Below are 20,934 nucleotides of genomic sequence, written 5' to 3' on the forward strand. Positions count from 1 at the left end.
CCGGGCAGACCCGCAGCCTCGGCCGCTCGATCGAGCCGCCTTCTACGATGCAGGCTGCGCCTCCGGCATCTTCCAGGTGCCGTTCAGGAACACGGCGCGCGGACGGTAGAGCCGCAAAGTGTAGTTCCAACCCTGCGTGATCGGCAGACAATTCGCGATCTTGCCGTCGCAGCCGCCGAACTGGATGTCGATCGCGCCATCGGCGCTCTTCTTGCCGGTGATGCTGTTGACCGAATAGGCGTCGTATTCGTTCTTCTGGAAGAAGCCCTTGTCGTTATAGACGCTGATCGACCAGAACGCGTCGACGGGGACATCCTTGAGCCGGAGCTTGTAGACCGTCTTGCCGTCGTTTTTGGCAGGGGTCACGGAAGGGTAGGCTGCATCCTTGTCGGGGTTGCCGCCCCAGCCGGCCGCGGTGCCGAGCAGGTGCTTGACCGGATCGACTTTCCCCTTCGGGCCGAAAGCATTGCTGAAGTTGCCTGATGTGGCGGAGAGCGTTTCGAGCGCCTCGCGGATCTTCTTCTGCTGAGCCAGATCCCAGTTCGGGACCTCGAACTTGCCGACCGACTTCTGCTCCACCTTCAGTGCATCCTGCAGGGTGTGAACCTGCGCGAGATCCTTGGTGTCGTTGGGGTCGACAAGGATACGGACCGCGACGAACACGTAGCGGGTGCCGACCTTCTTCCTGGTGAGCGTGGTGCGGCCGGGCTTGTAGACCACCATCGGGGTGTAATGGTCTTCGCTGATGACCTGCATCGAGATGAAGCGCTTGCCGGCATCGGGAAGTGTGATGGTCACCGGGCCGGCGTCGAGGTCGAAGAGCGCCTGGGAATAGAGGGTATCCCGGTTCATCCGGACCACGGGCTGCTTGTCGATCGGCGTCGGCGTCCGGTTATGGACGAACTTGCCGAGACCACCTGCCTCGGCCGTTTTGGCCATATAGAAATCGGACTCGGCCCGCTTGAAGTTGTCGACATTGACCGGAACGGGCTGTGCGGACGCCACGCAGGGTGCGAGAATCAGAAAGCCCAGGCCATAGACCAAGGTCATTCGCATTGAACAGTACCTCATTTGTATCTTTGATCCATTATTCAAGGGCAAGATCGAATGAGTTCACGCGCGACTTTAACTAGGGTCAGAATAATATTCTGTACAGGTAATTTTAGTTATTGATATCAAAAATCGCGATAAATACCCAGCATACCAGCGTATATATAATTGATGTCGCTGTAACAACCGCAATCTCAGAAATATCTCGCTCCATAGACCCTCCATAAAATAGAAAATCTAGTTGCAGTCAGCCAAATTTGATCTGCCATCTCGTGAGATAATTGAAATCTCAATCCAACGGATTTCTGTCGGAGAGGCCGGGCATTTTCGATTTTCGGAGCCGGCCGGAACCATCACTGCCCGGACAACGCTGCCGCCTCGGCGGCGCAATCTGGCATCTGGCTTGTCCGCTTGGCCTTTGCTGCCTTCATCTCTGCTTCCGCGGCCTTGAGATCGGCAAGGAAGGTCGGGTCGGTTTGCAGCCGCGCAACGGTCGCCGCGCCCATGATCCGCCCGGCATCGACATCGCTCTGCCAGTGCGCGTTGCAGATCACGCGGCTTTGCCCGAACTCGATACCGCGCTTGAGCAGAGCATCCGCGCGCTCGGGGTTGATCTGCGCGAACACGAGCGCCCAGCCCCAGCCTGCTGCGGTGTGGCCAGACGGATAGGAGCCATCATGGCGCAGAATGGCCTCCTGATCCGCCCGGCAGGTCGCCTCGTTGTGAACCACGAACGGGCGGATCCGGTTGTACTTGTTCTTCACGCCATAGGTGGAGAGGCCGAAATCCGACAGCATCTTCTGCATCATCGCGTAGAGGCGCGGAGTCTGCTGGCTGTCGATCTTCACACCCATCGCGCAGGAGAAATTGTCGGCCGCCTGCGGAAAGGCGAGATCGGCGTCGGCCGAGGCGAGCTTCCAGCGCCCGGTGTCTCGGAGCGGGATCGTCGCCTTGCGCATTTCCTCGTCCCGAGCCAGCGCGGCCGTGTCCGCCTCGGGGGGCGGGCCGAGCAAGACCAGGCTGTTCGGCAGGTCGGACTGCTCCAGATATCCCGGCGCGATCTTGAAATGCGGGTCGGAGACCTTGGGCTGGGCATCGCCCGCCTGCGCCTGTCCGCAGAAGGCGAGCAGTGCGAGCAGGGAAATATGCCCGGCCCGCACGACAGTCTCGGTCTTCGACATTCGCATTCCCTTCGACATTGCCAAACTCATGAGTGCCCCAGTCGGAACCGGCCCGTTGCTGCGGCAGGCCAGTGCTGCGTCACGTCCTGCGAAAACCCGATGACGAGATCGCGCACCGTTGCGCCGGACATTGCTGCTTGCCCCCTGCCCTGCCCGCCCTCCGCGAGCCCTCGGGCCTGGCAGCACGCGATCGCGGCCCCATCGGCCAGCGAATGTCGTTGCGAGCATTTCGTGCATGGGGCACCTGCTCGTCTTGCCTTTTCGCGACAATCACCTCTGGGTACGGTTCCCGCTGCGCCGGTCGCAAGCGCGCCCAGATTCGATCCCTCGAGGGGCGCTGACCGGATGATCGCGGCGAGGTCCGATGGCTGATATCCCTTTGACGCGCGGCCAGTTCCTCCTGCCCTTCGTCAGCATCCTCGAGGACGTTGGCGCTCCGACGGAGACGCTTCTGGAGCGGTCCCGGCTGCCAACGTCTCTCGCCGAGAAGAGCGATCTCTACCTTCCGCTCCTGCCGGCGCTGCGTTTCGTCGACAACGCCCAGAGAACGCAGGGCATCGAGGATTTCGGCTTCCTCGCCGCGCAGCGCCTGCATTTCTCGCATCTGAGGCAAAAGACGCGCGCCTTGATTGCGCATTCACCCACGCTGCTCGTCGCCCTCCGGCATGCCTGCTACTGGGCGTCGCGGGAAGACACCATTCTGAGCATGTGGATCGAGCATGATGTGGATCACGTGCGGGTTTGCAGCAGGCTCGCCGGCACAAGGGGTCTGCTGCACCTGAAGTACGCGCAATGGATCCAGAATATTTTCTCGATCTACATCGTCCGCCAATTCGCCGGTCCTGAGTGGATGCCGACGGCGATCGCCTTTGAATCGTCCTATACACCAACCCCGGCCACGCGATCCTCGTGGCCGAATGTTCAGTTTCTGTCGGGGCAGAACGCCGCCTCGATCAGCCTGCCGATCACGCTGCTTGGTCTCCCCAATCGATCGACCGCTTCGGTCCTCCCCCCGCAGGATCACGACGGAAACGCTTTTGCCTATGACATTGTCGGACTGCTCAAGATGATGTTGCCGGCCTATCTGGAGCAGCGAACGACCGCTCTTGCCGACGTCGCCGAGATCGCAGGCGTCACCGCGCGGACACTACAACGCAGGCTCGCCCGTGCGGGCCTTACCTATTCGGATGTGCTCGACACGGTCAGGTACGAGCATGCGAGCAGGCTTCTGCGGGACACCGACAGCAGGATCATCGATGTCGCCTTTTCCTCCGGCTACACCGATCCGGCGCATTTCAGTCGCGCCTTCCGCCGGATGACAGGCATCACGCCACGTCGGTTTCGCGAGCAGTCGCAGCTCGGCTGAATGCGTTTCGCCCTGGCGCACACCCTTTAGGGTGTGCCGATGTGCCGGGAAAGAAGCTGAGCAAGTCTAGAGCATTTGGTTCGAAGTGGAGTCTCAAAATATATCTTGCAAAGGCCGGTGGATGCTGAGGGCGAGGACACGCCTGCAATAACGTCAGGTCGGTGTTCTCCACTCTGACGATGGGTGCACCAACCGGTTGGAGGCGCCCGGCACCGGTTGGAACCGGTTGGCGCGTCCGGCTTGCGTGATCAGCATCACAGACCGATCAGCACTGAATCCGCTCCCATGGACCAATGGCCGGTGAAGGCCACCATGGGAGAGCGGAATGAACACCTTGAGCCAACGCGCGCTTCTTTCGGTCGCGACGCCTTCCGAGTCACCGGCCAGGAAGATGCGCTTGCTGGATCGCTTGTCGATCAGCCAGATCCTGCGCGAGGAGTATGTCTACGAAGTCCACGGCCCATTCATTGCCGAGGATCCTCCGCCCCCTCGCCCAAGGCTCGCGGCTTGGATCATCGCAAAGCTGGCGAAGTAAACGACGCCGTGCCCGACTGGCCAGCTTCCGATACCGTCAATCGTCGACCCAATCGCGATACTGGCGACGGTAGCCATAGGCAGGCGCCCAAGGCGGCGGACCGCCGTAGCGCCGGCCGTAGCCATAGCCATAGCCATCATCGCGGTAGCGATGGCGCCAGCGGTCCTGACGCCTCATGTTCCACTCGATCTCTGCCATTCGGTGTTCGCGCGTGTGACGCGCAAATTCGACAGGCAGTCTGTCGAGTTGCTTCTCAAAAGCCGAGGGGAGCGCTTCGCTGGCGCTGGCCGGCGAAAGACCCGCCGCTCCGGCGAAAAGCGCCGCTAGAATAATGAACCGGCGCATCGTGGATCTCCTTTTGGCTGTGGCCAGGTCTGATCCAACAGAAACGCATGGTAAGGGCCGCGGTTCGGCGTTCACCCCCCAAGCGCGTCGCGCGAGCCCCCGGAGTGGGCCTCCGATCTTCTCCCCGCGCCTCCCGCCGCAACGGCCAGGTAATCGACCACACACGCAATTACAGATTTTGCCATGCGCGCACAGCGCGCGTGAGAGCTCAGCCCGATGCTTTCTCTTTCCTGGGGAACGGGATCACATTTGAGGATGCGCCGGCACTTTCGGCACGACCAACGGCGCCTAGAACCAATTCGATCGCCTCACGCAGGCGTTCGTCTTCCGGCTTCAGACCAGTGAGGCAAAGATATGCGCTCTTCAGATGAGCCCGGCACTGACCGTATTTCGACGAGACGATGTACTCGGTAAGGTTCATAGGCTGGCTGGCCCCGTCTGCTCGTTGGGGCTCGAATTGAAACCAAGATCGTCCCGCTTTGACGCCATCTCGCCCGCTCTCGTTTCAAACTGGGCTGACATGCCCTGTTCGAAACTCGGCGGCGCAAGGTTGGGGCCGGCTTCGGAAGCGTGCGCGAGGCTGGTGGTCCGCGCACATTTCTGTCGTGCTGAATTTGACGATATTCGAAGGGGCAGCGGCGGTCTCTCCCCTGACTAGCGGATCAAGACCGCTTCAATCGCCCGCCGCATCCGCGCGTCATCCGCGGCTTGTCCCGTCAGACAGAAGAACGCCACGCGGCGGAAAGCTTCGGCGAACCGAAGCGCCGAGTCAGCGCGAATACCTTCGACGCCCAGGATCGGGAGCAGCGTCTCGTGGAGCCGTTCCCAATGGGCGGCGAAGCCATCGCGCAGATCAGTCGCCCCGCAGCCGTCTAGCCCGAGCTTCTGGCGGGCGAGAGCGGTCGAGAACACGACGTGGATGTGCAGGCTCTTGCTGCCGCTGTAGTTCACAGTGATTCCGGCGAAGTCGGCATAGCCCGAGCAATGTTTGAAGAGGCCGCCAATACGAGAATCGAGCTTGTTCCCCGAGGAGCGCAACCACGAAAGCTGCTCCTTCAGAAACTCGACATCGTTCTGATCGAACTCGTAGGTCAGGATGTGGTAGTCGCCGAGGACCACGCGGTGTTTCGGGGCGTCGGCGGCGAAAGCCTCGTTGATCGACGGGTCTTCGCCGACTGGACTACGGTGCCAGACGCGAAGTGGATTGGCGAAGTAGGTCAAAGCCGACCACGGATCACGCCCGAAGTTTGTCAGCGGATCGGCTTCGGAAGCGATCGTTTCCGCCACGTGGTGGTTGCGACCAACCGAGAACGTCGTCACGTCCACCGGGTAATAGATGCCGCCGAACTGATCCGGCAGGAACAGCCTCGGACGGACGATGTCGGCGAACCACTTTTCCTGCTTTTGCGTGGCTTTGAGGAACTGCCTCAGCGGCGCTTTGCCAAGCTTCGGGCCGATGTGTTCGTGCCACAACGTGTTGAAGTTCTCGGTGTCGGTGTTCGAATAGATCATGCTCAAATCCAGTAATGAAAAACCCTGCACGTCCGGCAGTCGTGCAGGGTTCTCGCCACTGGATGGTGGCCATTCTCTCCAACGATTTCTTCTCCCTCCAACGGAGGTTGATCGTTCGGGTGAGGATGTTCCGTCTTGGCCTGCCGGGCCGCGCTTCAATATTTATCATCCTACGGCAGGCAGGGCCGGAAAGTCGAAATTCAAATGATCGGTCGGTGGCCCCATTTTGGGGAAGCTGACGAAGTGTCATCGACCCAGGCCCAACCGAAGGTCATTGCGGAGAGGAAATCGCCTTTCCTCCAACCTCCAGGTGGTCGATCACGCTCGGCGGAGCTACAAAGTCGTAGTCGGGAACGTCGCTGTTCTCAGCGATCACGTGACCCTTGACCTTGAACTCGTCTCCCTTAGTTCCCGGCTTGAGGCTCAAGGCGTGCGCTTTGAGGTGAACGAGTTTGCCCCGGACCAAGCTCTCACCCTCGCCGCCTTTGGTGCGGATATCCCGTTCCACGGCAATCGTTCCGAATGGCTTGGAGAGTTGCACCCCGATGGCTCCGTCGCCATAGGTCGTGATAGCCTGGAACTCGGCTACCTTCAGCGAGCCGTCGTAAAGGTTGAAGCCGCGTGCACCGATGCCGTGGGTCTCGATGGGGCCTTCGAGCTTCAGAAGGTCGATGTCTCCGAAATTCACGAAACCGATGCCGCTGTCGCCATAAGACACGACAGTTGCGTGCCCCCTCCAGGCATCGACTTTGCCCCAATTGTCGAGCACCATGTCGTTGGGGCCGTAGGTCGTTACAGAACCCTCGTTGACGACGCTCCGGGCATGAACACCCGAGCCGACGAAAACACCCCCGGTTATCAAGTTCGACGTGCCTTTCGGGATGCCACCGTCCGAATGGACTTCGCCAGTGGTCAGCATCTCCAAGTCAATATTGCCCCCCTCCTGAGTCGGCGCAGGGCCTTGGCTTGGGTCGGCATCGATTGGGACGGACCATCCGCCAAAGACAAATACGCCACTTCCACCCAGCGGGTTTTCCTTACTCCCGCCGGACAGGTTTCGAGCCGTCAACGTCCAGCGGCTCGCCCTGGACTTCGAAGAATTATAGACCGTGAGCCCTCCAAGCAGTACCTCCACACCGAAGCCTGCCGGACGGTGAGCCGCCATCCGCGCGTCGGCCCGCTCAACGTGGATATTGTCAAGTTTCAAAGTGCCGCGCGTCGCCCGGCTGCCCTCCAGATGGACGCGACCTACGGTCTTTACATTGCTGATTATCAGGACGCCGAGATCGTCCTGGTCGTCCGCGAGACCGAGCGCAACCTGTGTCTCATCGGTTAGCAAGCGCAAATCGGCGATCCGGTTGTCGGCGCTGAGCATCAATCCAGGCTGTCCTTCCTTGAAGCACAATTCTGCGCCGTTGCTTGCGCCGTACAAGTGGGTTCTGGTGGGTAGCGTCAGGCTGGAGAGATCAGTGATCTGGCCCTCGACCTCGATGCGGGTGGCCTTTTGACGGATTGCTTCCTGTAGTGAGACAGCGTCTTTCACGTGGGTTGCGGTATCGGCCATTGCAATCTCCACAAATTCGCCCTGAGGCTTGAGCCCCAGCTTCATTTATGCGTCGAAACCACACGGGGGACCACTCGTAGTTGGTTGCTGCGAGCAGGCCCTCTGAGATCAGTTACGAGGCGGGAGCGGTCTCATGGCGAAGGACTCCTGGTTCATCGTTTCCAACCGGGTCAAGACGCTGACCGACACCATGACCCATGTCGGGGCTCGGGGATCGAATGCGCTGATCGGGCGCGACATTCTCCAGACCATGCCCTGGATGACGCCATTCGAGTACGAGCAGCTTCAGGCGTTGAATGCCTGGACGGGCCGCAACGATCTCGTCGGCCTTCGTCACATCGACGAGTTCAACCAGACCCGCGGCCGGAATCTCGGCTTTCGCCATCGGGGAGACGCTCGCCACACGTTGCTGGTGAACCTCCGCCTGCTCAAGGTTCTCGTCGAACATCATGCAGGTGTTCTGGGTCGCGCCCGGTATGGGCTGTGCCTGCACATGGATTCGGATCGGCGCTACGAGGCAACCGGCCGCGCAAAATCCCGCGCGGCCTGAGGGGGAGTTCTCTCGGGAAAAACCCCTTCAGTAGTCGTATTCCTTACATATCCTTATAGGGAATACGATCTGTGAAAGGGGTATTCCGCGCGCATCTCCGGGCGAGAGTCATCGGCGGGGGAGCGGGCGGGCCGAGGTCGCGTAGCGGCCGAAGTTGCCCGGCCCGGTCATCCGACGCGAGCGGGTGTGCGCGCCCCGCGCTCACCCCTCGTCGATCATGGCGATGATCAGGTCCTCGACAACGTCAACATCATCGTCGCCCAGACCTTGAACAGCACGGTCCCCAAGACCGTCCTTCCCGGCCGGATTCGGAGCGTTCGAAAACGGTCCTAAAAACCAGTCCTAAAGCCAACCCCGAAACGGTCCTAAAACCGGAAATTCCTCAATAAAAACAATAGTGGCGAGCCCGGCAGGATTCGAACCTGCGACCAGCAGCTTAGAAGGCTGCTGCTCTATCCAACTGAGCTACGGGCCCGGAAGCGAGGGTGGTGCCCTCGCCTGTCGTCGTCAGATCAATGCGTCCACTGGCCGAGGCGGGTGAACTTGAAATTGTCCGAATAGGAGATCGCGCGGCGCTTCGCCTCGTTCGGCTGCTCGACGCGGTAGGGAATGCCGTTGCGCGTGGCGTAGGCGACGGCGTCGGCCTCGCTGTCGAACCAGAGCTTGAGCTGGCTCTTCATGTCGGAGGACGAGGTCCAGCCCATCAGCGGCTCGATCTCGCGCGGCCGCTCCGGCTCGTATTCGAGCAACCAGCGCTCGGTCTTGGCCGTGCCGGACTGCATGGCCGTGCGGGCCGGGCGATAGATGCGTGCGGTCATGAAAGCGCTCTGCCGTCACCAAACCTTTGCAGCTCGCGACGCGAGCCGCTTCATGAAGCCTGGAATGATGGTCGGGGCACCAGGATTCGAACCTGGGACCCTCTGCTCCCAAAGCAGATGCGCTACCGGGCTGCGCTATACCCCGACGAGGCATTCCAAACGTTGCGGTTCGCTATCATGCCACAGGCCGCGCCCGCAAGCGAAAGCCGCCCGCACCGAAGCGACGGACGGGAGAACCCGCCCGCGATCCGAAAGCCGGCGTCGAAACGCCCGCCTTCAGCGCTTGAACAGCGCGTGCTCGACCTTGTCGCCCGGCTTGATGCCGAGCTGCCGGCTGACGCCGCCATTGATCTCGAGCACGGAGAGCACCGGCTCCCCGGAAGGAATCGTGCGCGTCGAGAGCGGCTCCGTCCGTTCCGCGATCCGGGCGATGGTGCCGTCGGCCCGGATAAACAGCATATCCAACGAAATATAGGTGTTCTGCATCCACATCGCCACCGGCTCGCTGGCAGCGAAGTCGAACAGCATGCCGCGATCGGCCGGCATGTAGTTGCGATACATCAGCCCCTTCGCCCTCTGCTCGGGCGTGCGCATCACCTCGACCTGGAAGGCGTGGCGCGTGCCGCCGCTGACGATGACGAGCGCCTCGAGCCCGGAGGCGCCGGCGGCGGGCTGCCCCTGCGCGCCCGCACCGGCCGGGACGAGCGCAAGCCAGGCCGCGGCGATCGCGGCAAGAACGATTCTGACGGCGTGCATCACGTCTCGACTCCATGGCGGCCATCGCCGATGCACCGCTTTGGGCAAGATCGATGGCAAATCTTCGGCAGATGGAGCCCTCGCCCGGCTTCCGGTCAAGCCTTTCGTCATCATATGAACGCGGGACGCCAGCCATAGGCACGAGGCGGCTTTCTTTCGCCATCCGCTTGCGGCAGTTTCGCCCGGCAATCGAAGCAGGAGATCAATATGACCGTTGCGCGCCTTCGTCGGCCGACGCACCTCGCCGGCACGGCTCTGGCAGCCGTCCTGCTGACCTTTGCCGCCCCCGCCTGGGCGGCCGATTTCCAGCTCGACAACGTCAAGATCGATCTCGGCAAGCTGGTCATCAACGCGCCGAAGATCGCGATCAAGGGCTCGAATCTGGAGAAGGACGCGTTCCTGGCGCTGTTCAGCGGCGCGGGCAGCGAATCGGCGGCGACGCGCGCCGCCCGCCTCACCGCCGCGGAGATCAGCGCGCCCGAGCTCAATCTGGTGCAGACGATCGGCGACCAGAAGCAGACCACGACCTATCGCGACATCCGCCTGACCGACATCCGCGACGGCAAGATAGGTCATGGCGAATCGGCGAAAGGGTCGATCGCCGCCACCGGCACCACCGGGCCGATGAAGGGCGAGCTCAAGCGCACCGCCTTCGACGCGCTCGACCTGCGCCAGACCGCCAGGGTGCTCACCGAGAAGGCCGCGCCCGGCGTCGAGGAGAAGATGCTGCCGGTGATCGGCAATTTCGAGCAGGATGGCTACAGCCTCGACATGGGCAAGGCCGGCCGGATGTCGCTCGGCAAGACCACCGCCCGCGGCTTTTCCGCCAAGGTCGGGCCCGAGCCGCTGCTCGACGTCATGAACCAGCTCGCTGCGGCGGCCGAGGAGACCGAGAAGGCGGAGAGCGCCGGCAAGGACGGCAAGGACGCAGACGCCGGCAAGCCGGCCGGGAAGAGCGAAGCCGAGAGGCGCCTCGGCCTCTCCGTCCTCGCGCTCTTCGACATGTTCGAATACGGCAGCGGCGAGGCCCGCGACTTCGTCATGACGGTTTCGCCGCCGCCCAAGGCCGGCGACAAGCCCGAGACGGTCGACATGAAGATCGCGCGCATGGCCTTTGGCGAGAACGCCCCCGCCAAATCCGGCTTCGCCGTCGAGGGCCTGCGCTTCAGTTCCGGGCCGGCGAAGGGCGGCGTCGATTCGATCAGCTATTCCGGCTTCTCCCTCGCACCGGTGCTGCGCGAGCTGCGCGCCGTGCTGATGGAGCCGGAGAAGCCGCTCGACGAGAGCGACTTCCGCCGCTTCATCCCGACGCTCGGCACCATGCGCCTGACCGGGATCTCGATCGACGCGCCGCCGATCATCGCCGGCAAGGACCCGATCAAGATCGCGCTCGGCACCTTCGAGCTCAAGGCCGGCGAGCAGCTCAACGGCATCCCGACCAGCTTGGCGCTGACCATCGACCGGCTGGTGACGCCGATCGTCGAGGGCAGCGGCAACCCCGCGGCGAAGGACATGATCGCCATGGGCATCCGCTCGCTCGACCTCTCGGCGAAGCTCGATCTCGCCTGGGAGGCCGCGAAGAACGAGATCGCCATCCGCAGCCTGTCGCTGGGCAGCGCCGGCCTTGTCCAGCTCGATGCCTCCGGGACGCTGGGCAATGTCACCAAGGACCTGTTCTCCAACGATCTCGCTTTGGCCCAGGTCGCGATGCTCGGCGCCACGGCACGCGGCCTGCAGGTCAAGCTACAGAATTTCGGCCTGATCGAGAAGCTGATCGAGAACGAGGCGCGCAAGTCGAAGCGCAAGGCCGAGGAGGTCCGCCAGCAATATGCGATGATCGCGAGCCTCGGCCTCGCTGCGATCCTCGGCCCCTCCGACGCCGCCAAGGCGCTGACCGCAGCCGTCTCGCGCTTCGTCGCCAAGCCCGGCACGCTCAACGTCGCGGCGAGCGCCAAGTCGCAGACCGGCCTCGGCCTCGCCGACGTCATCACTATGACGGAACCGACCGAGATCTTCGACAAGATCGACCTCAAGGCCGATGCCCTCTGATCTGGAGGGCCTCGCCGCCGCCGAGGACCGCGACTGGCGCCCCTCCCCGCTGCAGGCGTGGTGGGCGGGGCTCTCCGCGGTCCCGCGCGGCTGGCTGCGCAGGCGGCTGAACCCCGACAACCAGACCCGGCTGCATCTGGCGCATCTCGTCGCCCGGCGGCCGGGCCAGTTCGTCCTCGGTCCCCACACCTATGGCCGGCCGAAGATCCGCTTTCCGGAAAGCGGGGCGCGGCTCGCCATCGGGCGCTACGGCTCGATCGCCGACGGCGTCGAGATCCTGCTCGGCGGCAACCATCGGCTCGACTGGGCGACGACCTACCCGTTTCCGGCAATGCCGCGCCTCTGGCCCGAGGCCGCGGGCGTGACCGGATACGACACCACGCGCGGCGACGTCGTCATCGGCCACGACGTCTGGCTCGGCTCGCAATGCATGGTCATGTCGGGACTGCGGATCGGCCACGGGGCCGTGGTCGCAGCCCGGGCGGTCGTGACGCGCGACGTGCCGCCCTATGCGATCGTCGCTGGCAACCCGGCCCGCATCGTCCGGCTGCGCTTCGACGAGGCAACGGTCGCGGCGCTGCTCGATAGCCGCTGGTGGGAGCTGCCGCGCGAGCAGCTCGTGCCGCTCCTGCCGCTCATCATGAGCGACCGGGTCGCGGAATTCGCCGCTGCGGCCAGGAGCCCTGCAGCAGGCGCCGCTTGAGGTCGAGCGCCGGCTTCTCGACCAGGAACCAGGACAGCGCCGCGACGATGAAGGTCACCGCGAGCGACGGCCACAGCAGCGTGACCGCCCCCAGGCTCGGGAACAGCGCATGCAGGGCTTGCTGCGCCGGCCAGCCATAGAGATAGACCCCGTAGGACAGGTCGGCCGGCGGTTCGCGCGAGCGCCGCGTCAGCGCCGGGGCGAGCGCGAGCACAAGCAGGCCCCAGGAGGTGACGAGATAGAGCGCCGCCTTGTAGAGCGGCGTGAAGGAGAGCGGCACGAGAGCCAGCAGCGCCAGCGCCAGCAACGGCAGCGAGAGCGTCACCCGCTCGCGATAGAGGTAGATCACGCCGCCGGCGAGGAAGATCAGCGGCAGGCGCAGCGCCGTCTCCGTGCTCTTCGGCCCGAGCGGCGTCAGCTCCTCCCGCATGACCACGCCCAAGGCGAGCGCCACCAGCGCAGCGAGGGCGAGGCGCGGCCTGGCGAGCAGGCCAAGGACGCCGGCGACGAGCACGCCGATATAGCAGAGCGTCTCGTATTTCAGCGTCCACACCGTCCCCATCGGGAACTGCAGCGGGTTGTTCTCGAACACGCCCGGCAGGGCCGCCGCGCTCTTGAACGTGGTCAGCGTCGCGGTGATGAAGCGCCACAGCCGCGGATCGCTGAAATAGGCGGACCTGTCGAGGCTGGTCATCAGCCCGCCGAGGACGAGCGCGACGACCAGCACCGCCGCGATCAGGCCGGGCGCGATCCTGAGCACCCGCGCCAGCACATAGTCGCGCCAGCCGCGCCGCAGGAAGCTCATCGTGACGAGGAAGCCGGAGATGGCGAAGAAGCCGTTGACCGCATGCTCGCCGAGGGTGAAGCCCGTCGTCGCGAACCAGGGCTCCTGCTCGATCCGCCCGTCGGTGACGCTGAAGGCATGAGAGATCACCACGGCGACCGCCATCACCAGCCGCAGCAGGCCGAAATTATTGTGCGGATTGGCGAGCGCTTCTGAGACGCGTGGCGCACGCCCGATCATGGCAAAACCTCCAGCCCTTCCCGTGCCAGCGCCGTCTCGCCGCGCCCCCAGGCGCGCGCGCCTGCGACCGAGCCGGCATGGGCGCTCATCTTCTCGCGCCTGAGCAGCAGGCCGTAGCCGATCGCCTTCGCGAAATTCTCCAGCGTGCGGATCGGCCCCGGCTCCGGCAGCCCGTATTTGCGGGCGATGTAGCGTTCCGACCAGGCGAGGTGCCAGCGCGCCTTGAAGCGCCGTTGCGGCGACGGCGCCGTCGAGCGCCCGCGCCCATGCCGCGCCTCGCCGCCATGGACATGGATCAGCGCATGGCCGGCATCGCGCATCCGCCGGCACAGGTCGTCATCCTCGTAGAACAGGAAGATCGCCGGGTCGAAGCCGCCGAGCGCGAGGAACAGCTCGCGCCGGATCAGCAGGCAGGCGCCGGAGAGGAAGGGCAGACAGGCGTCGCCCTCCGGCACGATCATGGCGCCGCTGCGGTTGAGGTGATCAGGCGAGAGCAGCGAGCGCGGCTGCACGAAGATGCGCCCCGAGGGCTCCACGATCCGCGGCGCCAGCATGCCGGCATCGGGGTAGCGCCCGGCTGCCGCGACCAGAGCGGCCGCGGCCCCCCGTCCCAGCTCCAGGTCGGGATTGACGATCAGCACATAGGGTGTCGTCGCCGCCGCCACGCCGGCATTGTTCGCCCGGCCATAGCCCTCGTTGCGGGCATTGGCGATCACCCGCGCGCCCTTCGCCGAAGCGACCTCGCGGCTCGCATCGCCGCTGGCATTGTCGACGACGATCGCCGGCACGCCCTCGGCCGCCAGCGCATCGAGGCAGGCGGGCAGGACCTCGGCGCTGTCGTAGCTGACGACGATGGCGGTAACGGAGGCGGCGGGCATCGCGGCCTTGTGGCCTCGACCGCGCGCCGGACGCAAGCGAATTCAGAGCCCAGCGTCTCCAGGGCAACGCTTGTTGGCCCCAAAGCGGCTCTAGCGTCGCGCCAATACGCCGATCTCGCCCTGGACGCGCTCGCGCTCGGCCGTGTCGCAGCGATGCGGTGCCTTGTAGGATTTTACCGCAAAGCGGGCATTGGCCTCGACGAAGCGTTGCCTGTCCTGCCTGTCGAGTCGGGCGATGATGCCGCCGCGGTCGACGCGCAGGCCGCAATCATAGGCGCGCGAGACGGTCGCCGCAGCGTATTCGACCGTGCCCGGCCGGGGATTGGCCACGCTCGTGCATCCGGCGAGGGCGAGCAGCATCGCCCCCGCGGCCAGCGGCTTGAGGATCGTCATGGGCTCGGCCGGCGGTCAGGAGGCGTCGAAATTTCCGGCGCGGATGCGGCCCATCCGCTGCCGGAGCTGCGCCCGTTCCTCGGCCGTGCAGGGCTGCGGACGCACGCCCTGGTTGATCATCTCGGCTTCGGAAACGCCGACATAGGCGGCACGCGCGGCCGCGATCTGCTCGTCGCTGGCGCCGCGCGCCTTCTCGGCCGCGAGGAAGCGGTCGAGCGTCGTGCGCTGCGGCGTGCCGGCCTTGCAGGCGCTGGCTCGCGAGACCGTCGTCGCCAGCGCCGAGGCGCGCCCGGCGCTGGTGTCCTGGCCGGCGACGCAGGCGCCGAGCGGCAAGGCGAGGATACAGGCGAGCGACAGCGCTCGCCCGGCAGGCAGGCAGGCCATGGTCGCTCAGCCGTTCTTCTCGGGCAGGTTGACCCGCAGATGCGCCTCGCGCAGCTGCTTCGGCGTCGCCTCGGCCGGCGCCCCCATCAGCAGGTCGACGGCCTGCTGGTTCATCGGGAACAGCGCGACCTCGCGAAGGTTAGTCGCGCCCGCCAGCAGCATGATGATGCGGTCGATGCCGGCCGCCATGCCGCCATGCGGCGGCGCGCCATACTGGAAGGCGCGATACATGCCGCCGAAGCGCTCGATCACCGTCTCCTCGCCATAGCCGGCGATCTCGAAGGCCTTCACCATCGCTTCCGGCTTGTGGTTCCGGATGCCGCCGGAGGCGAGCTCGTAGCCGTTGCAGGCGATGTCGTACTGGAACGCCTTGAGCGAGAGCGGATCCTCCTCGGTCAGCGCCTTCAGGCCGCCCTGCGGCATCGAGAAGGGGTTGTGCGAGAAATCGACCTTCTTCTCGTCCTCGTTGTACTCGAACATCGGGAAGTCGACGATCCAGGCGAAGGCATAGGCGTTCTCGTCGATCAGGTTGAGCTCCTGGCCGACCTTGTTGCGGGCCGAGCCCGCGAACTTGACGAACTTGTCCGGATCACCCGCGACGAAGAAGCAGGCATCGCCGCCCTTCAGCCCCATCTGCTTGATGATGGCGGCTACGCGCTCTGGGCCGATGTTGTTGGCGATCGGGCCCTGCCCCTCGCCATCCTCCTTAACCATCAGATAGCCGAGGCCGGGCTGGCCTTCGCCCTGCGCCCAGGAGTTCATCCGGTCGCAGAAGGCGCGCGAGCCGCCGCCCGGCCCGGGAATGGCCCAGACGCGGTTCTTCTCGCCCTCGAGGATGCGCGCGAAGACCTTGAAGCCCGAGCCGCGGAAATGCTCGGAAACGTCCTGCATCTCGATCGGGTTGCGCAGGTCCGGCTTGTCGGAGCCGTACTTCGCCATCGCCTCGGCATAGGGAATGCGCGGCCAGTTGCGGGTGACCGTCTTGCCGTCGCCGAACTCTTCGAACACGCCGGTGATCACCGGCTCCATCGTCGCGAAGACGTCCTCCTGCTCGACGAAGCTCATCTCGACGTCGAGCTGGTAGAACTCGCCCGGCAGGCGGTCGGCGCGCGGGTCCTCGTCGCGGAAGCAGGGCGCGATCTGGAAGTAGCGGTCGAAGCCCGCCATCATCATCAGCTGCTTGTACTGCTGCGGCGCCTGCGGCAGCGCGTAGAACTTGCCCGGATGCAGGCGGCTCGGCACCAGGAAGTCGCGCGCGCCCTCCGGTGAGGAGGCGGTCAGGATCGGTGTCTGGAATTCCGAGAAGCCGGCCGCCTTCATGCGCTGGCGCATGGAGTCGATGACCTTGGTGCGCAGCATGATGTTGTTGTGCAGCTTCTCGCGGCGCAGATCGAGGAAGCGGTACTTCAGGCGGGTGTCCTCGGGGTATTCGAGGTCACCGAACACGGGCAGCGGCAACTCGGCCGAGGGACCCAGAACCTCGATGCCCGTCGCGAAGACCTCGACGGCGCCGGTCGGCAGGTTGGGGTTCTCGGTGCCCGCGAGGCGCGCCTTCACCTTGCCGTCGATGCGCACGACCCATTCCGAACGGAGCGTTTCGGCATCGGCGAAGGCCGGCGAATCCGGATCCACTACCACCTGCGTCATGCCATAATGGTCGCGCAGGTCGATGAAGAGCACGCCGCCATGGTCGCGGATGCGGTGGCACCAGCCGGAAAGGCGCACGGTGTTGCCGATGTCGCTCTCGCGGAGCGCGCCGCAGGTATGGGAACGGTAGCGATGCAGGGTCACGGGATCGGTCTTTCGGAAAGGCAACGAAAGCCGGCCAAATCGGGCCGGCAGCAGCTTGGGGCTAAGCACACGCGCGCGCCCGAAATGTCAAGAACGGCCACTTCGTCGGCCCGCCAGCGCCCGCAGCGCATCCTCCATTCGGAGGAACCCCAAGAATTCGCGTGAGATCAATAGGTTGAGCATGTATTCGTCGCAAAAGTGGTTTCCACTTTGGCGAAACATGTTCTAAGAGCCGAAGACCATGCATCTGATCACCGATACCGCCGAACTCGCCGCCGCCTGCGATTGCATCGCCGCCCATCCCTTCGTGACGGTCGACACCGAGTTCCTGCGCGAGACGACCTATTATCCGAAGCTGTGCCTGATCCAGCTCGCCTCGCCGGAAGAGGCGGTGCTGGTCGACCCGCTGGCGCCTGATCTCGATCTCGCCCCCTTCTTCGGGCTGATGATCAACGAGGCGGTGGTGAAGGTCTTCCACGCCGCCCGGCAGGACCTCGAAATCGTCTGGCTGCTCGGACGCGTGCTGCCCACTCCGCTCTTCGACACGCAGGTCGCCGCCATGGTCTGCGGCTATGGCGACTCGGTCGGCTACGAGCAGCTCGCCAACGACCTCGCCAAGGCGCGCATCGACAAGTCCTCGCGCTTCACCGACTGGTCGCGCCGCCCGCTCACCGAGGCGCAGCTCGCCTATGCCGAGTCCGACGTCACCCATCTGCGCCAGATCTACCTGGCGCTGAAGGCCGATCTCGATGCGAGCGGCCGGGAGAGCTGGGTGGCGGAGGAGATGGCGGTGCTGTCCTCGCCTGCGACATACGAGGTCAAGCCGGAGAACGCTTGGCTGCGGCTGAAGGGTCGCGTCCGCAAGCCGCGCGAATTGCCGCTGCTGATGGAGGTCGCCGCCTGGCGCGAGCGCGAGGCGCAGAGCCGCGACGTGCCGCGCCAGCGCGTGCTCAAGGACGACGCGCTGATGGACATCGTCCAGCGCGGCCCGCGCACGGTCGAGGCGCTGGCCGAGCTGCGCTCCGTCCCCAACGGCTTCGAGCGCTCCCGCAGCGGCGGCGAGGTGCTGGCGGCGATCGAGCGCGCCGGCGCCATCGATCCGAAGACCCTGCCCAGGCTGGAGCGCGAGCGCGGCCGGCCGACCAACGGCGCCGTGCTCGACCTGCTCAAGGTCCTGCTCAAGGCCGTCGCCGATGCCGAGCGCGTCGCGCCGAAGATCATCGCCTCCAGCGACGACCTCGAGGCCATCGCCTCCGACGAGCTGTCCGATGTCCCTGCCCTGCAGGGCTGGCGCCGCGGCGTCTTCGGCGAAAAGGCGCTCGCGCTGAAGAACGGCACGCTCAGCCTGCGCATCCAGCGCGGCCGGGTCGTGGTGAGCTGAAACCCGATCGCCACGCCGTCATTCTCGGGCGAAGCGAAGCGCAGACCCGAGAATCGCTGGCAGGTGGAGGTTCCCGCAGCCGCACGTCACGAGATGCTCGCGTCAAGCCCGAGCATGACGGCTACTCGCTTCACCCCCCGACCCCGTAGCTCTTCACCAGCGAGCCGGTGACCAGCCCCCAGCCGTCGACCAGCACGAAGAAGATCAGCTTGAAGGGCAGCGCCACCGTCACCGGCGGCAGCATCATCATGCCCACCGACATCAGGATCGAGGCCACGACGAGGTCGATGATCAGGAAGGGCACGAACAGCAGGAAGCCGATCTCGAAGGCCCGCCTGAGCTCCGAGATCATGAAGGCCGGCACCAGCACCTCGACGCCGATATCCTGGGGCTGCTGCGGGCGCGGCCCCTGCGACATGTCGAGGAAGAGCGCGAGATCCTTCTCGCGGACATGCTTCAGCATGAAGGTCTTGAAGGGTACGACGCCGCGGTTATAGGCCTCCTGCGGCTGGATCTGCCCGGCGACCAGCGGCTGCACCGCGCCGGTGTAGGCCTCGCGCAACGTCGGCGCCATGACGAAGCCGGTCAGGAACAGCGACAGCCCGATGATCACGGCGTTGGGCGGCGCGGTCTGCGTGCCCAGCGCCGAGCGCAGCAGCGACAGCACCACGACGATCCGGGTGAACGAGGTCACCATGATCAGGATCGACGGCGCCAGCGACAGTACCGTGATGACGGCGATCAGCTGCAGCGCCCGTTCGGCGACGCCCCCGCCCTGCCCGAGATCGAGCGAGAGCGTCTGCGGCAGCGCCGGCGTCGCCTGCAGGGCGAGCAGCAGCATGGCTGCCAGCGCGGCGCGCCCGCAACGATAGCGTCTCGCTGGTCTGGAACTCAATGTCACAAATGGCCGCCGCTACGCCCGACTCAACGCGATCAGGCGGCACGAGGCTAGCCACAGCAAAACGCCGCGCAACCGATGCGCGGCGCAGGAGACGCAAGGTCCCGACATTCCTGTTGATGGCCGCCGGCTCATCGACCGGCGGAGGCATCCAGGCGATCCCGGCTCAGGACTTCGCCTTGGGGTCGCGGCCGAGCAGCCGGGCGAATTCGGCCTCGATGGCATCGACGGAGAACGGGTCGATCTCCTTCGGGTCGGACTCGGCCGGCTTGTCCTCCTTGGGCTTGTCGGCCTTCGGCTTCGCCTCCGCGGCGGGCTCCTTCGGCTTCTCGGTCTGCTCGAAGGCCGCGTCGAGCTCCTCCATATCCATGATCGGCTCATCGGCCGGGACGGCGGGCTTCGCCTCGGCTTTGGGCTCCGGTTCGCTGGCCGGGAGCGGCTCCGGCGTGGCGGGTTTCGGCTCCGCTGCCCTGGCTTCGGGCGCCTTGGCTTCGACGGGCTTGGGCTCGACGGGTTTGGGCTCCTGCACCTTGGCGGGAGCACGCTCCGGCGTCAGGCCGAGCGCAGCCGCAAGCTCTGCCTCGACATCGCTCGGAAGAGCGGCCGGGCGCGGCGGCGCGGGCGGCGGGGTGGGCTCCGGCCTGGTTTCGAGCTTGGGCTCGAAACGGGGTTCGATCCGGGGCTCGGGCACCGGCGCCGGCGGCACCGGGGCCGGCGGCTCCACGAAGGGCTTCGGCGGCTCCGCGGCAGGCTTCGCGGTCCCGGCAAGAGGCTTCGCCGACGGAACCGGCGGCTCCTGCTGCGGCGCTTCGCCCGGCAGGTTGGCGGGACGAACTGCCGAGAAGGGCCGCTTCAGCGCCTCTTCCAGCTGCCGCGTCATGTCGTCGAGTTCGCCGGCGCTGACCGCCGGAGGCGGCGCATGCTCGCGCGCAAAGCTCGGCGCTGGGCCGGTCGTCAGCGGCGGGGCGGCGGGCTGCGGTGGCGCCGCGGGCTTGGCCGGCGGCTCGCTTCCGCCGACACCGAGCGCGGCGGCGACGCCAGCCCCCGCGGCAGCCGCCGCGGCGTTATCGGCAAGGGCCGGCGCGGTCCGGTGCGGCAGCGGCGGCAGCATGTCCGGCAGATCGGCCAGAGGACCGCTCCTGCGGGGCTCCTCGCCTCCCCGGACCGGCTGCTCGCTCGGCGGCACCAGCGTGTCGAACGGCGGCAGCGGACGATCCGGAAGCGCCGCCTCGGCATAGCTCGGGGCCACGGCCCGGCCGCCGCTGCGCAGGATGTTGGTCTCGACGACGACGTCGGAAGCGCCGCCGATCATGACGAGGTGTTCGATATTGTCGCGCCGGATCAGGACGAGCTGGCGCTGCCGGTCGAGATCATAGGTGTCGACGACACCGAGTCGCGGCTGGCGCTGGCGTCCGCCCGCCTGTCCGCGCAGGCGCAACCGCCCCCCCTGTATCTGTCGCACGAACAATCCGAGCAGCGCGAGAAGCACCAGGATGACGACAGAGGCGACGATCACCTTCTGCGCGGTCGAGAGTTCCAATCCGAACAAGCTCTGCAAGGTCTGCCTCATCTGCGACGGCGGCCCCCGACGGCCGAAGTTCCGCCCGAGGTTCAACACCTTGGCTATAGCACAACGCTTTCACTATCGGGAAACATGGTGAACGCGTGGTTAATGCAACCAACGAAATGCCGGAGACTTAACCGGGCGTTAACCATGCACCCGGCAGGATTTGCCCAGTGACGGGCAACGCGACGG

General features: G+C 65.4%; 20 protein-coding genes and 2 tRNA genes. 6 read left to right on the forward strand and 16 right to left on the reverse strand.

The features are described 5' to 3' along the window. Positions 1-42: 42 nt before the first annotated feature. The gene (locus B5Y19_RS00195; RefSeq protein ID WP_079590936.1) at positions 43-1,056 is read right to left on the reverse strand and encodes a DUF1254 domain-containing protein; all 1,014 of its coding nucleotides are present in this window, start codon (positions 1,054-1,056) and stop codon (positions 43-45) included. 347 nt (positions 1,057-1,403) lie between these two features. Beyond that, entirely contained in the window at positions 1,404-2,468 is a 1,065-nt protein-coding gene (locus B5Y19_RS00200) for an acid phosphatase (RefSeq protein WP_244555432.1), read from the reverse strand. A 127-nt stretch (positions 2,469-2,595) separates the two neighbouring features. Between B5Y19_RS00200 and B5Y19_RS00205 the strand changes: the two genes are divergently transcribed. Then, a complete protein-coding gene (locus B5Y19_RS00205) occupies positions 2,596-3,597 on the forward strand; it encodes a helix-turn-helix transcriptional regulator (protein WP_079590938.1) in 1,002 nt (333 codons plus the stop codon). A gap of 325 nt (positions 3,598-3,922) precedes the next feature. Next, positions 3,923-4,132 (forward strand): hypothetical protein, encoded by a 210-nt coding sequence (locus tag B5Y19_RS00210; protein WP_055727998.1) that lies wholly within the window; start codon positions 3,923-3,925, stop codon positions 4,130-4,132. A 36-nt stretch (positions 4,133-4,168) separates the two neighbouring features. Here B5Y19_RS00210 and B5Y19_RS25525 read toward each other — a convergent pair whose 3' ends face one another. The 3 genes from B5Y19_RS25525 to B5Y19_RS00220 all read right to left on the reverse strand — a co-directional run bounded on the left by B5Y19_RS25525 (position 4,169) and on the right by B5Y19_RS00220 (position 7,598). Then, complete coding sequence (locus tag B5Y19_RS25525) at positions 4,169-4,477, reverse strand: hypothetical protein (protein ID WP_139384202.1); 309 nt, start codon at positions 4,475-4,477, stop codon at positions 4,169-4,171. A gap of 654 nt (positions 4,478-5,131) precedes the next feature. Next, positions 5,132-5,989 (reverse strand): hypothetical protein, encoded by an 858-nt coding sequence (locus tag B5Y19_RS00215; protein ID WP_055727999.1) that lies wholly within the window; start codon positions 5,987-5,989, stop codon positions 5,132-5,134. A gap of 271 nt (positions 5,990-6,260) precedes the next feature. Further along, a complete protein-coding gene (locus tag B5Y19_RS00220; protein WP_210190109.1) occupies positions 6,261-7,598 on the reverse strand; it encodes a hypothetical protein in 1,338 nt (445 codons plus the stop codon). A gap of 88 nt (positions 7,599-7,686) precedes the next feature. On the opposite strand from B5Y19_RS00220, the gene B5Y19_RS00225 reads away from it, so the two are divergent. Further along, complete coding sequence (locus B5Y19_RS00225) at positions 7,687-8,103, forward strand: hypothetical protein (protein WP_176168528.1); 417 nt, start codon at positions 7,687-7,689, stop codon at positions 8,101-8,103. 398 nt (positions 8,104-8,501) lie between these two features. Here the strand turns inward: B5Y19_RS00225 and B5Y19_RS00230 are convergent. From B5Y19_RS00230 to B5Y19_RS00245, 4 genes are all read right to left on the reverse strand, one after another. Next, positions 8,502-8,578 (reverse strand) — tRNA-Arg (locus tag B5Y19_RS00230). A gap of 37 nt (positions 8,579-8,615) precedes the next feature. Next, complete coding sequence (locus B5Y19_RS00235) at positions 8,616-8,921, reverse strand: ETC complex I subunit (protein ID WP_055728001.1); 306 nt, start codon at positions 8,919-8,921, stop codon at positions 8,616-8,618. A 68-nt stretch (positions 8,922-8,989) separates the two neighbouring features. Next, positions 8,990-9,066: transfer RNA gene (locus tag B5Y19_RS00240), tRNA-Pro, on the reverse strand. A gap of 131 nt (positions 9,067-9,197) precedes the next feature. Then, entirely contained in the window at positions 9,198-9,677 is a 480-nt protein-coding gene (locus B5Y19_RS00245) for a DUF192 domain-containing protein (protein WP_055728002.1), read from the reverse strand. A gap of 207 nt (positions 9,678-9,884) precedes the next feature. Here B5Y19_RS00245 and B5Y19_RS00250 point away from each other — a divergent pair, with 207 nt between their 5' ends. Beyond that, on the forward strand, positions 9,885-11,726 hold the full coding sequence (locus B5Y19_RS00250; protein WP_055728003.1) for an aq_1923 C-terminal domain: 1,842 nt from the start codon (positions 9,885-9,887) through the stop codon (positions 11,724-11,726). After that, on the forward strand, positions 11,716-12,429 hold the full coding sequence (locus B5Y19_RS00255; protein WP_079590940.1) for a CatB-related O-acetyltransferase: 714 nt from the start codon (positions 11,716-11,718) through the stop codon (positions 12,427-12,429). The genes B5Y19_RS00250 and B5Y19_RS00255 overlap by 11 nt, the downstream gene beginning before the upstream one ends. Here the strand turns inward: B5Y19_RS00255 and B5Y19_RS00260 are convergent. From B5Y19_RS00260 to aspS, 5 genes are all read right to left on the reverse strand, one after another. Beyond that, positions 12,365-13,453 carry an acyltransferase family protein gene (locus tag B5Y19_RS00260; RefSeq protein WP_055728004.1) on the reverse strand — a complete coding sequence of 363 codons (1,089 nt, stop codon included), beginning with the start codon at positions 13,451-13,453 and terminating at the stop codon, positions 12,365-12,367. The two genes, B5Y19_RS00255 and B5Y19_RS00260, sit on opposite strands and share 65 nt — an antisense overlap. Then, positions 13,450-14,331, reverse strand: a complete 882-nt coding sequence (locus B5Y19_RS00265) for a glycosyltransferase family 2 protein (RefSeq protein WP_055728005.1) — start codon at positions 14,329-14,331, stop codon at positions 13,450-13,452. The genes B5Y19_RS00260 and B5Y19_RS00265 overlap by 4 nt, the downstream gene beginning before the upstream one ends. 90 nt (positions 14,332-14,421) lie before the next feature. After that, the gene (locus B5Y19_RS00270; protein WP_055728006.1) at positions 14,422-14,724 is read right to left on the reverse strand and encodes a hypothetical protein; all 303 of its coding nucleotides are present in this window, start codon (positions 14,722-14,724) and stop codon (positions 14,422-14,424) included. 15 nt (positions 14,725-14,739) lie between these two features. Beyond that, positions 14,740-15,108 carry a hypothetical protein gene (locus B5Y19_RS00275; protein WP_055728007.1) on the reverse strand — a complete coding sequence of 123 codons (369 nt, stop codon included), beginning with the start codon at positions 15,106-15,108 and terminating at the stop codon, positions 14,740-14,742. A gap of 6 nt (positions 15,109-15,114) precedes the next feature. Continuing rightward, positions 15,115-16,893 carry an aspartate--tRNA ligase gene (gene aspS, locus B5Y19_RS00280; RefSeq protein ID WP_055728030.1) on the reverse strand — a complete coding sequence of 593 codons (1,779 nt, stop codon included), beginning with the start codon at positions 16,891-16,893 and terminating at the stop codon, positions 15,115-15,117. A 247-nt stretch (positions 16,894-17,140) separates the two neighbouring features. Between aspS and rnd the strand changes: the two genes are divergently transcribed. After that, positions 17,141-18,280 (forward strand): ribonuclease D, encoded by a 1,140-nt coding sequence (gene rnd, locus B5Y19_RS00285; protein WP_055728008.1) that lies wholly within the window; start codon positions 17,141-17,143, stop codon positions 18,278-18,280. Between the two features lie 130 nt (positions 18,281-18,410). On the opposite strand, the gene fliP is transcribed toward rnd, so the two are convergent. Further along, positions 18,411-19,121, reverse strand: coding sequence for a flagellar type III secretion system pore protein FliP (gene fliP / locus B5Y19_RS00290; protein WP_055728009.1), 711 nt, complete (start codon positions 19,119-19,121; stop codon positions 18,411-18,413). 223 nt (positions 19,122-19,344) lie between these two features. Continuing rightward, positions 19,345-20,736 carry a flagellar biosynthetic protein FliO gene (locus B5Y19_RS00295; RefSeq protein WP_176168529.1) on the reverse strand — a complete coding sequence of 464 codons (1,392 nt, stop codon included), beginning with the start codon at positions 20,734-20,736 and terminating at the stop codon, positions 19,345-19,347. Positions 20,737-20,934 lie beyond the last annotated feature (198 nt).

The organism is Allobosea thiooxidans (assembly GCF_900168195.1).
GTDB classification, from domain to species: domain Bacteria; phylum Pseudomonadota; class Alphaproteobacteria; order Rhizobiales; family Beijerinckiaceae; genus Allobosea; species Allobosea thiooxidans.